We start from the raw sequence: 13,143 nt of genomic DNA on the forward strand, positions 1-13,143 counted from the left end.
TTGGCGGCCTACCGATTCAGTTGTGCGCACGCCAGGCGGCCCAGGCGACGCACGCCGGCTTCGATGCGGTCGTCCCATGTGTGGCCGGCACTCAGGCGCAGGCAGTTGCCATAGCGGCGGCTTGCCGAGAACACGTTTCCTGGCGCGAAGCAGATGCCGTGCTCGAGCGCTTCATCGAACAACGCGCGCGAGTCGAAATGTTTGGGAAGCTCCAGCCAGAGCATGAAGCCGCCGGTGGGGCGACTCACCTTCGTTTCGGCGGGAAAGCTGGCTTCGATGGCCCGGACCATGCGTGCCAGGTTCTCCTCGAGCACGCGCCGAATCCGGCGCAGGTGCACGTCATAGGCGTTGCCGTCAAGGAACTCCGCGATCGCGAGTTGTGGCAGCACCGGGCTGCTCAGGCTGAATGCCAGCTTGCGCTCCATCACGCGCTGCGCGTATGCGCCCGGTGCGATCCAGCCGATGCGGTACCCGGGCGCAAGGCTCTTCGAGAAGGAGCTGCAGTAGATGATCTTGTTCTCGCCCCGGTCCAGCGCAATGAATGGCTTGGGACGCTCGCGGCCGAAGTGGATGTCGCCATACACGTCGTCTTCGATCAGCGGTATGGCGTGCTTCGAAAGGAGCGCGAGCAGCGATCTTTTCTCGCTTTCGGCCATCACGTATCCCAGCGGGTTGCTGAAGCCGGACGAGAGCACGCAGGCCGCTATCGGTTCCTTGTCGAGCAAGCGCGCCAGCGCAGCGACATCGACGCCGCGCACCGGGTCCGTGGCAAGTTCCAGCGCCTTCAGTCCCAGCACCTCCAGCGTGTGCAGCAGACCGAAGTAAGTGGGGGACTCGACCGCGATGGTGTCGCCGGGCTTGGCCACCGCGCCCAGCGCGAGCGTCAGCGCTTCGGTGCAACCGCTGGTGATGAGGATGTCGTCAGGCGACAAGGCATGGCCCGCTCGCATCGAGCGCTTGGCGATCTCGCGGCGCAGGGCCGCCTCGCCCCGCGGGGGGCTGTAGACGTTGTGACGGGCACCGTGCTGGCGCGCCACGCGTGCCAGCATGAGATCGAGCCGCTTCGACTGCAGCAGCCCCACATCGGGCACCGCGCATCCCAGCGGGACCAGGGACATGTCGGACGCATGCTCGAGCAACACGGCGACGGCGCCGCTGATCGACACGGTCGATGCTTTCGTGCGAGGACGTGAGGTGGAAGGAAGAGCAAACGTGGCATGGCGAGCGCTCGAGACATAGAAGCCTGACTGCGGCCTGGACACGAGGATTCCGCGATCCTCGAGCATGCGGTAGGCCTGCAGCGCTGTCGCGATGCTGAGCTGATGTTGCTCGCTGACGGTGCGCACGGACGGAACGCGCATGCCCGGGGACAAGGCGCCCTTGTCGATCATGCCGACGATGAGGTCGGCCAGCTGTTCGTATCGGTAGGGTGAGTGCGCTTCCATGATGGCGTTGATTCTCGGCCAGCCAGGTGCGGCTCGACAAGCAAACTGTGATGGTCGAAAAATCGAAAAACTGTGGCTGTTGCGGTTTGCTCCCGCTCGCTACGATGCCTCGGCTGAACTACTGAACCGGCAGGTTCGAGGCGAAATGATGAAAGCTATTCAAGAGCTTCTTCCCTCGGGAAGAAGCAACAACGTGCGCGATGCGGCCTCCCCGCAGTGGCGCGGAAGGTTTCCCTACAACGAGATCATTTCGCTTCTCGATGTGAACCGGCCGTTCAACCTGGCGGAAAGCACCTCGCAGGACCTGACCCTCGGCGAGCTCCTGGATCTGCCGGGCCTGGAGAACATTCGCGACCTGAAGCTGGGCTACGGCAGGTCCACCGGCTCACTCGCGCTGCGTCAGGAGATTGCGGATGCCTGCAAGGTCCCGGCGGAATACGTCCTCACGACGCAGGGCACGGCATTGGGTCTCTTCCTTCTGGCTTTCGAGGTTTGCCGCGAGGGCGACGAAGCCGTTCTTGCGACGCCGTGCTTCCCCCCGAGCCGTGACAGCCTCCTGGGAGCAGGTGCGACCGTGCGGGAGGTCAAGCTCTCCTTCGAGAACGGCTATGCCCTGGATTTCGGGCAGTTCGAGGCATGCCTGAGCCCGAGGACGAAGCTGGTGAGCATCGCTTCGCCGCAGAACCCCAGCGGTGTCCGGACATCGCGTGCCGATATCGAGAGGCTGCTCGAACTGATGGGCAGGCTGTCACCCGGCGCGCTGCTCTTTGTCGACGAGACCTACCGCGAGGCTTCCTACGGAGATGACCCGATGGTCGAGAGCTTTGCAAGCCTCGATCCACGCATCGTCACGGGTGCATCCGTCTCCAAGGCACTGGGCGCACCGGGGCTGCGAACCGGCTGGCTCACGGTGCCTGACGCGGACCTCCGTTCGAGGCTCACGGTGGCGAAGATGAACACCGTGATCTCCGGCTCGGTGCTTGATGAAACGCTGGCCGCGGCACTGTTGCGCAACAGGGCGCGGGTGTTGGAGCCTCGGCGTCGTCTGCTCGCGGGTGCCCTGCAGGAACTGTCGGACTGGTGCGAGGCCGAACGCGGCCGCATCGAATGGATCAGGCCCGATGGCGGTGCACTGAGTTGCCTGCGGCTGCGCGCCGATGTGTTCGACGATGCCGCCGTCTCTCGCTTCTGGGCTCTGTTGCCGGACCATGACCTGCAGCTCGCATCGGGGCGGTGGTTCGGCGAGGCCGACCGCGTGTTCAGGCTTGGCTTTGGATACCTGCCGGCTGCAAAGCTGAAGCCTGCGCTGGCTGCTCTTTCGGCCAGCCTGGACAGTTCAGTCGGGGGCGGGGCATGAAGGTACGTATTGCGTACATCGAGGAGCCGCCCTTTTACTGGACGGGCCCGGATGGCGTTCCGACCGGCGCGGATCTCGAACTCGCCGATGTGGTGCTCCGTGCGATCGGGGTGCCGGACATCGAGCACCACCTCACCTCTTTCGAGGAACTGCTCCCCGGTGTTCAGCAAGGGCGCTGGGACATGAACGTGCCGATCTTCGTGACGCCCGAACGCGCCGAGCTGGTCACGTTCAGCGAACCGGTCTGGGCGCTCGGAGATGGGTTCCTCGTGGCGCGTGGCAACCCCAAGGCCCTGACAGGCTACAAGGCGATCGCCGCGCGCGGCGATGCGCGGTTGGGCGTTGTCGGCGGCACTATCCAGATCGATGCCGCAAAGTCATCGGGAGCGGCCGACAGCCAGATCGTGCTGTTCAACGATCAGCCCTCGGCGGTGGCCGCGCTCTTGTCCGGAAAGGTCGATGCCTACGCGGCCACGGCCGTGGGCAACCGCGCGCTCGCGGCCGCCAACAAGGAACTCGAAGCTGTGGCGCATGAGAAAGGCCCCGACGGGCGCGTCCCCGTGGGAGCCTTCTCCTTCAACCAGGGAAACCACGATCTGGTGCAGTCGGTGAACAGACAACTCCGTGCATACCTGGGAACGGCCGACCATCGCGCCCGGATGGCGAGATACGGCATCGAGGCCGGCGAGATCGATGGTGTGGTCGCGAGTCCAGGCGTGACCCTGGACATGAACGTCGAGAGGAAGAAATGAAAAGAGCCTACAAGGTGGTCGATGTCTTCACCTCCAGGCCGTTCATGGGCAACCCCGTGGCGGTGATTCTCGATTCCGAGGGCCTCGACACCCATCAGATGCAGGCCATTGCCGGGTGGACCAATCTCTCGGAGACGACCTTCGTGCTGCCCCCGACGTCGAAGGAGGCGGACTACCGTCTTCGGATATTCACGCCCCGCAGCGAACTCCCGTTCGCGGGTCATCCGACGCTTGGCAGCGCACACGCCATCCTGGAAGCCAGGCGCGCGGCACCTCGTGAAAAGGGGCGACTGGTCCAGGAGTGCGGCATGGGTCTCGTCGCCTTGACGGTCTCGGATGCGGATGGAGATCGCCGCTTGAGCTTCGAGCTTCCGCCGGCAAGGATCGACACCCCGGGGAAAGCGGACCTGGACGATCTGCAGGCCATTCTCGGAAGCAGGCTGAAGATCGAGCCCGGCATCGTGAACGTTGGGCCGATCTGGATCATTGCGCAGCTCGAGGATGCGGACGCAGTGATCGGCCTGAGTCCGGATCTTGCGAGGCTGGCGGCACTGGAGCGTCGGCTGGGCGTCACCGGCGTCACGGTCTTTGGTTCGCATCGATCCGGAGATGCCGCAATAGAAGTACGCACCTTCGCACCTTCTTGCGGCGTGGATGAGGATCCCGTCTGCGGGAGCGGCAATGGCAGCGTGGCCGCGTTCCTGTGGGAGCGGGGCCTGTTGCCTTCAACCGGCAAGGACTACGTTGCCACCCAGGGGCGCTGCGTGGGGCGCGATGGCCGTATCGCAGTGAACTTCGATTCGAAGGGAGGCATTCGCATCGGCGGTTCCTGCGTCACGTGCATCGACGGCTCGATGCTGAGCTAGTCTGTGCAGGCAAGCTCAATCGACAGCCGGCGACAACCTTATCGGGGAACCGATTCCGCACGCGGTCTGTCGTGGACCAGTTCAGCTATGGCTGACGGCTGTCAAGGGGCGGGGATGCTCTGGGCGGTGGGTCAACGCAGCTTGGTCACTGTCGCTGTATTGAGGTCGATAGCCCACTCCGGCGCATCGCAGTCGTTCGGCTCAAAAGTGACAATCAAAGTCTGCGCAGCATTCAAATTGACTGCACTCGCGAACCAGGCGGGCATAGCAGACTCGGGTCCGAGGGGTGGGGTTCCTCGCCGAAAGAAAGTCAATAGCGCCCCTTCTGCAGAGAAGCACTGAACGCCTTCGCCCACGCTCACATACCAACGTTCGTCAGGCGTTATGAGTCCGGCGACTGGGTCGCCATAGTGGTCGCCTGCATCTCGTGTTGATCCGTCGCGCTTGTCGATTACGACCACAGACTCGAAGCTATGCACCAGCAGGAAATTCTTCGACTCTGCAAGGCGACGAAGTGTTGGATCGTTCATCGGTAATTGCGAGTGACTGTGTCAGTCGTATCAAGCCACAGGCGTCAGGCAGGTCCTCAAGGTTCCTTGTCGAGACGGTCATGCGCATCCGGGAGGCAAGTTCGTCGATATGTTGTGGACATGAATAGGTCGAACAGACAAGAACATCTGCTGCGTGCCGCTGACCGGCACCTTGATCATGCGAGCCCTTCGACCCACTGCTCACGCCAGGCCGGCGCCTCGAAAGGATCTGCAAAGTACTGGGTCTCGCGTGCGACCTTCCCATCCCGGAATTCCATGATGCTCACCGTGAAGGCGCTCTTGCCTTCATAGTCGATCGCATATTCGGTCACCCAGAGATTGCCCTCGCCGACGATCCGCCGAACGACAAACCCTGATGGCTTGCCTGGGTGATGGCTTCGAAGCGCTTGCAGGTTCTGTCGCCCATGGATGACCTCGCCCGACTGCGGATAGATGCACACGGCGTCGTCGTGATAGATCTCGTGCTCGGTGACCTGGTCGCCCGCAGCGGATGCGGCCCAATGTCGATCGATAGCCGCTCGAACAGTCTGCTCTTCCATCATCGATCTCCATTGGGGTTGGCCTGGTTCCTACCAGACACGCCACCAGGGCTTGCTCCGGGCATCTTTCGCCACCGGTGCTTCCTGAAGCAGCATCTGGCCGTCCGCGCCGTAGAGTTCCGACTCTTCTCCCTGCACCTTGGCCGAAACGGCCTGAGCCAGTTGCCACATCTTGCGCCGGATTTCCTCGTCGGGGTTCTTCGCGACGATGTTGCCTTGGTGATGCCAGATCCAGGCCATGTTCCCGTCGACGCCATGCTGGGAGTACTCGAGCCATACGGCCATGCTCTGGTCATTGACGCGAAGCACGTCGCCATCGGTTGTCGCTGCTTCGGCATATCCGTCGAGCCGCATTTCCTTGTCGGAATGAACGAGGGCGGTCCACTCCCGCAGGGATATCTCGGGACCGTCTTCGGTGAACCAGTCTTCGCGACGCGTGATGTAGATGTTGTAGCCCATATCAAAGCGCATGCTCACGCAGAAACCGATCGAGCTGGTGGCTGTTCGACAGCCCCAGCTTCGCAAAAACATGCGCCCGGTGCGTCTCCACCGTGCGCTGCTCCAGTGGGGCGAGTTCCAGCGCGATCTGCTTGTTGGGTTTGCCTTCGGCCACGAGGCGGGCCACCTGCATTTCGCGCGGCGTGAGCTTGTCCCAAAGGGCCTGCGCCGCTTGCCGGGCCTGGCGGCGTACGGCGTTCTCGCCGGCCTGCCGCAGCGCGCGGGCGATGCTGTCGAGCAGTTGTTCGTCGTTGCAGGGTTTCTCAAGCCAGCCGAAGGCGCCGTTCTGCACGGCCTCCACCGCCATGGGGATGTCGCCGTGGCCTGACAGGAAGATCACCACCAGCGGGCTTTCTTGTGCACGCAGCGCGTCGAACACCTGCAGGCCGCTCATGCCGTCCATGCGCAGGTCGAGGATGGCGCAGCCCGCGCGCTGGACGTCGGCGCCTTCGAGGAAGGCCTCGCCGGAGGCGAAGGTCTGCACCGCATAGCCGCGTGACAGCAGCAGCAGGCCCAGCGAGCGGCGCACGGCCTCGTCGTCGTCCACGATGCACAGGTTGTTGGCAAGAGCGTTCATGGCGGTGAAATTTCCAGCGCAAGGGTAAAGACTGTGCCACCGCCGGGCCGGTCGGCAAAGGAGAGGCGGCCCCGGTGGGCTTCGACGATGGTGCGGCAGATGTTGAGCCCCAGGCCCAGGCCGCCGGCCTTGGTGGTGAAGAAGGGCGCGAACACCTGCTCGGCCAAACCGGCATCGATGCCCGGGCCGTGGTCGGCAATGCGGATGCGCATGCGCCCGTCGAGCACTTCGGCATCGATTTCGACCAGGCGTTTTTCCGGCGGAGTGGCCTGCATGGCCTGCAGGCTGTTGGAGAGCAGGTTGAGCAGCACCTGCTCCAGCAGCACGCGGTCGCCGCGCACCGGGGGCAGATTGGCGGGCACGCGCACCTCGGCGCGCACCTGGCGTTGCCGCATCTCTCCCTGCAGCAACGCGAGCACGTTCGCCACCAGCGCCGCCACGGCGCAGTCCTCGGTGCCGACAGTGCGCTGGCGCACGAAGCCGCGGATGCGCCGGACGATCTCGGCGCTGCGCTGGGCCTGCGCCATGGTCTCGTCGAGGCTGCTCACAAGCAGGGCCTGGTTGCCTTGTTCGGCAAAGGCCTTGGCCGCGCTCGCGAAGTTGCTCAGCGCCATCAGCGGCTGGTTGAGTTCGTGGGCCAGTGTGGATGCCATTTCGCCGAGGCTGGCCAGGCGCTGGGCGTGCTGCAGCTGCTCGTCGTTCTGGCGCTGGCGCAGCTCGGCGCGCTTCTGCTCGGTGATGTCCACCACCGAGCTCATCCACCCGCTGTGCCGGCCGTCGGCGTCGATCAGCGGCGCGGTATAGACCATGGTGATCACCTCGCGCCCGTCGCGGTGCCGCAGGCGCGACTCGAAGCCCGAGCGCGCGGGCTGGCCGCTCATCATGGCGTCGTAGTGGTGCCAGTGCCGGGGCACGTCGTCGGGGTGCCAGTAAGGGTAGGGCGGCAACCGGCCGAGCAGCTCGTCGGCGCCGTAGCCCGTCATCTCGCAGAAGGCCGGATTGACGTAGGTGATGCGGCCCTCAAGGTCGCGCGCGCGCATGCCGACCAGTAGCGAGTCTTCCATTGCCTTGCGGAAGGCGTGGGCTTCGTCCAGCGCGTGGGTGCGTTCGCGCACGCGCAGCTCCAGGTCGCGGCGCGCGTCGCGCTGCTCGGCGAAGCGGCGTTCGCGCAGTTGCCAGTACAGGCCGCCGAGCAGCAGCACGCCCGCGACCAGCAGGCCCAGCATCCAGGTGCGTTCGCGCGCACGGTCGACCTCGGCATGGTCGGCCATCACCGTCAGCGTCCAACCGAGGTCGGGCAGCGGTTCGTCGACGGCGAGAAAGCGACGCTGCTTGCCGCCGATGCTGGTGCGCACCAGGTAGCCGGGCTGGTCGCCGCCGCGCTCGAGCTGCCACGGCAGCAGCGGGAAGTCGGTGCGCGCGCCGTATTGCTGGTCGCGCCGCACGCCTTCCACGTCGGCGGGCGAGAGGGCGCGCGTGGCCTGGTACATCCACGGCGCCACCGAGCTCAGGAACACGATGCCGCGCGCGTCGGTCAGCAAGATCGGGTCGCGCACGAAGGTCCAGGCCTCCTGCAGCTGGCGCAGGCTGACCTTGACCGTCACCACGCCCAGCACCGCGTCGCCGTCCGGCCGCACCGGTGCCGAGATGAACAGGCCCGGCTCGCCCGTCGTCTGTCCGAGGCCGTAGAACAGGCCGCTGCGTCCGGCGCGCGCATCGCGGAAGTAGGGGCGGTTGGCATAGGACTCGCCGACGAAGCTCTGCGGCGTGTTCCAGTTGCTCGCGGCCAGCGTGATGCCTTGCAGGTCGCTCAGGTAGAGCGCGTCGGAGCCCGCCTGGCGGTTCACTTCCTCGATGTAGAGGTTGGCGCGCTGCTTCACGGCGGCGTCCTGCGGGTGGGCGAGCGCGGCCAGTACTTCAGGGTGCAGGCCGGTGGTGAATGGCAGGTAGCTGTACTTGCCAGCGGAATCGCGAAGGCCGAGCACATGCACTTCCATGGCGCGGCGGATCGAGTCGGCCTGGAAGTTCGCCTCGCGCACGGCGGCCCATTGGCCGGCCAGACCGATCAGCAGCAGCGCGAGCGCGCAAGCGGCCGTCCATGCGGCCGCGCTGCGATAGCGCAGGCGCGGGCGAGACGGGGGAATGGACTGTTCGGACGTAGTGGGCGGCATGAGGGAAACAGGGCCGACCGGCGCGGCGAGCGGAATTTTGCCCTGATCGCCGGAGGAGGCAGGCGTCGCTAAACTTGAACCGTACCCAGCACCGCCGCCTTGAAGGCAGCCGACCCTCCGGATGCCAGGCTCCTCCACCCTCGCCGCCTTCGACTTCGACGGCACCATCACCACCTGCGACAGCCTGCAGGAATTCGTGCGAGGCGTGGCCGGCCGGGGGCGTTTTGCCGCCGGCGTGGTGCGTTCCGCCCCGTGGCTGCTCGGTGCATGGGCCGGGATCTGCGATCGCGGTGTGGCCAAGGCGCATTTCCTCGCGGGCACCCTTGGCAGCATGACGCGCCATGAACTGCAGGAAGCCGCGCGGCGTTTCGCGTCGCGCGAACTGCCGGCGCTGGTTCGCCCTGAAATGCTCGAGAGGGTCCGGGCGCACAAGCGACTGGGGCACCGGCTGGTGCTGGTCAGCGCATCGCCATCGCTCTATCTGCGGCCCTGGGCGGCGCAGGCCGGCTTCGACGGCGTGCTGGCGACCGAACTCGAATTTGCCGGAGACCGCTTCTCCGGCAGGCTGGCTTCGGCCAACTGCTGGGGTCCCGAGAAAACGCGGCGCCTGCGGGAGTGGCTGGCCGGCGAACAGCCCGCCATGCTCTACGCCTATGGCGACAGCCGGGGCGACCGCGAGCTGCTCGCGCTGGCCGACCGGCCGTGGCTGCGGGGCGACGGCGCGTTGCCCGCGCTCCCGACCGCCACCACTGCTACAAAGGCCCTGCCGTCATGAGGCAGCGACGCTGAGCGCTTCCTGCTGCGGCTTGCTGCGCTCCAACTGTTCGGCCAGCGCCTGCCAGCGCACCCGCGCGGCGACCACGCTTTCTTCCTTCACATGCCCGAAGCCTCGGATCTGCTCCGGCAGCCGCGCCAGCGCGAGCGCGGTGTCGAAGTCGATGCGGTCGAAGCGCTCCAGCAGGTCCTCGACCATGGCCCGGTAGTCCTCGATCAGCTGGCGCTCCATGCGCCGCTCTGCGGTGCGGCCGAACACGTCGAACGCCGTGCCGCGCAGGCCACGCAGCTTCGCGAGCACGCGGAACGCGCTCATCATCCATGGGCCGAAGCTGGTCTTCACCGCGCGGCCTTCGGCATCGCGGCGGCAGAGCACCGGCGGGGCAAGGTTGAAGCGCAGCACGGGCTTGCCTTCGAACTGCTCGTTGAGCTTCTCCATGAAGCGAGGGTCGGTGTAGAGACGGGCGACCTCGTACTCGTCCTTGTAGGCCATGAGCTTGAACAGCCCCGACGCCACGGCCTTTGCCAGCACGGTGCCGCCGCGCTCGCGCTGTTCGAGCACGCGCACGCGCTCGACCAGTTCCGCATAGCGCTGCGCATAGGCGGCGTTCTGGTACGACGCGAGAAATGCGGTGCGGTCCTTCACCAGCGCCTCGAAGCTCTGCGGCCGCTGCAGCGCCACGACCTTCTGCGGTGAGGCCTCGCGCGTCACAGCCGCGAGGTCGAGCGCCGCCTTGCGGCCCCAGCGGAAGGCCGCCTGGTTCGCCTTCACGGCCACGCCGTTGATCTCGATGGCCTTGTCCAGCGCCTGCGCCGACAGCGGCACGAAGCCCTTCTGGAAAGCGAAGCCCAGCAGGAACAGGTTGGCCGCGATGGCATCGCCCATGAGCCGCGTCGCCAGTTGCGTCGCGTCGACGAAGTCGGCGCGTCCCTCCACCGACTCCTCGATCAGCGCGCGCACCTGCGCGGCCGGAAACTGCCAGTCGGGCTGCTGCGCGAAATGCCCGGTCGGCTGCTCGAAGGTGTTGACCAGCGCATAGGTGCGCCCCGGCCGCATGCGCGCGATGGCGTCGGGCGCGCCGGCCGTGAGCATGTCGCAGCCCAGGATCAGGTCGGCTTCGCCGGTGGGAATGCGCTGCGCCTTCAGTTGCGCCGCGTCGCGCGCGATGCGCACGTGCGAGGTCACCGAGCCGTTCTTCTGCGACATGCCCGTCATGTCGAGCACGCTCACGCCCTTGCCCTCCAGATGCGCCGCCATGCCGATCAGCGCGCCGATGGTGATGACGCCCGTGCCGCCGATGCCGGTGATCAGGATGTTGTGCATGCCGTCGAGCGCGGGCTGCTTCGGCTCTGGCAGCGGTGCTTCCTCGGCAGCGGCCTTCGCGGCCACGGGCGCCTGCTTGCGCGGCTTCACGCCTTCCACGGTCACGAAGCTCGGGCAGAAGCCCTTGATGCACGATTCGTCGGCATTGCACGCGCTCTGGTCCACGCTGCGCTTGAGGCCCAGGTCGGTCTGCTTCGGCAGAAGCGCCGTGCAGTTCGACTGCTCACCGCAGTCGCCGCAGCCTTCGCACACCGCGTCGTTGATGAACACGCGGCGCGCGGCCTGCGGGAACTCGCCTTTCTTGCGCCGGCGGCGCTTCTCGGCCGCGCAGACCTGATCGTAGATGAGTACCGACACGCCCTCGAACTCGCGCAGCTCGCGCTGCACCGTGTCCATCTGGTCGCGGTGGTGCACGGTGAGCACGAAGCCATCGCGCTCCGGCGGCAGCACGCTGCGATCGGCCCAGCGTGTCGGGTCCTCGGCCACCAGTGCAAGGCGCTTCACGCCTTCGGCCGCCATCTGGTGCGCGATGCGCGGCACGGTGATGGGGCCGTCGACCGGCTGGCCGCCCGTCATGGCCACCGCGTCGTTGTAGAGGATCTTGTAGGTGATGTTCACGCCCGCCGCCACGGCAGCGCGTATCGCTAGCGAGCCTGAGTGGTAGTAGGTACCGTCGCCGAGGTTCGCGAACACGTGCTTGCGCTTCGAGAACCATGCCTGGCCCAGCCATGGCGCACCTTCGCCGCCCATGTGCGTGGTGGTCTTGTTGTGCTCGGGGTAGATGGCGGTGGCCATCACATGGCAGCCGATGCCCGCGAGCGCGAGGCTGCCCTCGGGCACCTTGGTCGACGTGTTGTGCGGGCAGCCCGAGCAGTACCAGGCCGGGCGCGAAGGCGTGGCCACGGCCTTGCCGAGCACCACGTCTTTCGCGTCGAGGATGGCCAGCCGCGTGCGGATGCGGTCGCTGGTGTGGAAGCGCGCCACGCGAGCGGCAATGACGCGCGCGATCTGCGCCACCGAGAAGTCGGCCGTGGCCGGCAGCAGCCACTTGCCGCGTGGATGTGCGCCCCATTCGCCCTGTTCGTCGAACTTGCCGATCACGCGCGGGCGCACGTCCTCGCGCCAGTTGTAGAGATGCTCCTTGAGCTGGTATTCGACGATCTGGCGCTTTTCCTCCACCACCAGGATCTCTTCGAGCCCGTCGGCAAACTCGCGGATCGAATCGGGCTCCAGCGGCCAGGGCATCGACACCTTGAAGAGGCGAATGCCGATGCGCGCGGCTTCTTCGGCATCGATGCCCAGCTCTTCCAGCGCCTCCAGCACGTCGCGGTACGACTTGCCCGAGGCCACGATGCCCAGGCGTGCCTTGGGCGAATCGATGGTCACGCGGTTCAGCCGGTTCTCGCGCGCATAGGCGATGGCGGCGTAGATCTTGTAGTCCTGCATCAGCGCTTCCTGCTTGCGCGCCTGTACGCCGAGCGTGTCGGTCGACAGGCGCGCATGCACGCCGCCGGGCGGGAACACGAAGTCCGAGGGCAGCCGCGTATGCACGTCGAGCGCACCGGCTGGAATGGAACCCGACGATTCCACCGTGTCCGCCAGCGCCTTGAAGCCCACCGGCAGGCCCGCGAAGCGCGACATCGCGAAACCGTGCAGGCCGAGTTCGATGTATTCCTCCACGCTCTGCGGATAGAGCATCGGGATCATCGAGGCCGCGAACAGGTGGTCGCTCTGGTTGGGCAGCGTGGAAGAAGAAGCGCCATGGTCGTCGCCCGCCACCAGCAGGATGCCGCCGTTGGGCGAGGTGCCTGCGTGGCTCATGTGCTTGAACACGTCGCCGCAGCGGTCGACGCCGGGTGCCTTGCCGTACCACATGGCGAAGACGCCATCGACCGCAGCCTCGCCGGTCAGGTGCACCTGCTGCGTGCCCCAGACCGCCGTGGCGGCCAGCTCCTCGTTCACGCCGGGCAGGAACTTCACCGCGTTGGCCTCCAGTTGCGGCTGCGCCTTCCAGAGCGCCTCGTCCAGGCCGCCGAGCGGGGAGCCGCGGTAGCCCGAGACAAAGCCCGCGGTGTTGAGCCCGGCCTTCTGGTCGCGCCATTTCTGCACGAGCATGAGGCGCACCAGTGCCTGGATGCCGCTGAGGTAGATCCGGCCATCGGTGGCCGTGTATTTGTCGTCCAGCGCAACGCTGGCCAGTTCGTGGGATGCCATGGAAGAAAAAGACTCCGGGTAGGACTCGTGGAATGCGGACATGGCCCCGGTAGGGTGCCGGCCCGCGAAACGCCT

11 protein-coding genes are annotated in these 13,143 nt (G+C 66.3%); 4 read left to right on the forward strand and 7 right to left on the reverse strand.

Annotation, left to right across the window (positions count from 1 at the left end; genetic code table 11):
- Nucleotides 1-8: 8 nt before the first annotated feature.
- On the reverse strand, nt 9-1,445 hold the full coding sequence (locus tag ACWV14_RS33535) for an aminotransferase-like domain-containing protein (RefSeq protein ID WP_454908126.1): 1,437 nt from the start codon (nt 1,443-1,445) through the stop codon (nt 9-11).
- Between ACWV14_RS33535 and ACWV14_RS33540 the strand changes: the two genes are divergently transcribed.
- Genes ACWV14_RS33540 through ACWV14_RS33550 form a run of 3 tightly spaced genes read left to right on the forward strand, consistent with a single transcriptional unit; the run spans nt 1,444 to nt 4,420 of the window.
- Nucleotides 1,444-2,802 carry a pyridoxal phosphate-dependent aminotransferase gene (locus tag ACWV14_RS33540; protein WP_454908127.1) on the forward strand — a complete coding sequence of 453 codons (1,359 nt, stop codon included), beginning with the start codon at nt 1,444-1,446 and terminating at the stop codon, nt 2,800-2,802. The two genes, ACWV14_RS33535 and ACWV14_RS33540, sit on opposite strands and share 2 nt — an antisense overlap.
- On the forward strand, nt 2,799-3,554 hold the full coding sequence (locus ACWV14_RS33545) for a transporter substrate-binding domain-containing protein (RefSeq protein WP_454908128.1): 756 nt from the start codon (nt 2,799-2,801) through the stop codon (nt 3,552-3,554). The genes ACWV14_RS33540 and ACWV14_RS33545 overlap by 4 nt, the downstream gene beginning before the upstream one ends.
- A complete protein-coding gene (locus ACWV14_RS33550) occupies nt 3,551-4,420 on the forward strand; it encodes a PhzF family phenazine biosynthesis protein (protein ID WP_454908129.1) in 870 nt (289 codons plus the stop codon). The genes ACWV14_RS33545 and ACWV14_RS33550 overlap by 4 nt, the downstream gene beginning before the upstream one ends.
- Nucleotides 4,421-4,551: 131 nt before the next feature.
- On the opposite strand, the gene ACWV14_RS33555 is transcribed toward ACWV14_RS33550, so the two are convergent.
- From ACWV14_RS33555 to ACWV14_RS33575, 5 genes are all read right to left on the reverse strand, one after another.
- On the reverse strand, nt 4,552-4,950 hold the full coding sequence (locus tag ACWV14_RS33555) for a hypothetical protein (RefSeq protein WP_454908130.1): 399 nt from the start codon (nt 4,948-4,950) through the stop codon (nt 4,552-4,554).
- 176 nt (nt 4,951-5,126) lie between these two features.
- Nucleotides 5,127-5,510 carry a nuclear transport factor 2 family protein gene (locus ACWV14_RS33560; RefSeq protein ID WP_454908131.1) on the reverse strand — a complete coding sequence of 128 codons (384 nt, stop codon included), beginning with the start codon at nt 5,508-5,510 and terminating at the stop codon, nt 5,127-5,129.
- 30 nt (nt 5,511-5,540) lie between these two features.
- A complete protein-coding gene (locus tag ACWV14_RS33565) occupies nt 5,541-5,969 on the reverse strand; it encodes a hypothetical protein (RefSeq protein ID WP_454908132.1) in 429 nt (142 codons plus the stop codon).
- A 1-nt stretch (nt 5,970) separates the two neighbouring features.
- Nucleotides 5,971-6,585 (reverse strand): response regulator transcription factor, encoded by a 615-nt coding sequence (locus ACWV14_RS33570; RefSeq protein WP_454908133.1) that lies wholly within the window; start codon nt 6,583-6,585, stop codon nt 5,971-5,973.
- The gene (locus ACWV14_RS33575; RefSeq protein ID WP_454908134.1) at nt 6,582-8,756 is read right to left on the reverse strand and encodes a sensor histidine kinase; all 2,175 of its coding nucleotides are present in this window, start codon (nt 8,754-8,756) and stop codon (nt 6,582-6,584) included. Before ACWV14_RS33575 ends, ACWV14_RS33570 begins: the two co-directional genes overlap by 4 nt.
- A gap of 121 nt (nt 8,757-8,877) precedes the next feature.
- On the opposite strand from ACWV14_RS33575, the gene ACWV14_RS33580 reads away from it, so the two are divergent.
- Nucleotides 8,878-9,531 (forward strand): HAD family hydrolase, encoded by a 654-nt coding sequence (locus ACWV14_RS33580; protein ID WP_454908135.1) that lies wholly within the window; start codon nt 8,878-8,880, stop codon nt 9,529-9,531.
- Here the strand turns inward: ACWV14_RS33580 and ACWV14_RS33585 are convergent.
- The gene (locus tag ACWV14_RS33585) at nt 9,526-13,068 is read right to left on the reverse strand and encodes an indolepyruvate ferredoxin oxidoreductase family protein (RefSeq protein ID WP_454908136.1); all 3,543 of its coding nucleotides are present in this window, start codon (nt 13,066-13,068) and stop codon (nt 9,526-9,528) included. The genes ACWV14_RS33580 and ACWV14_RS33585 overlap by 6 nt on opposite strands.
- Nucleotides 13,069-13,143 lie beyond the last annotated feature (75 nt).

This window comes from Variovorax durovernensis, assembly GCF_977011995.1.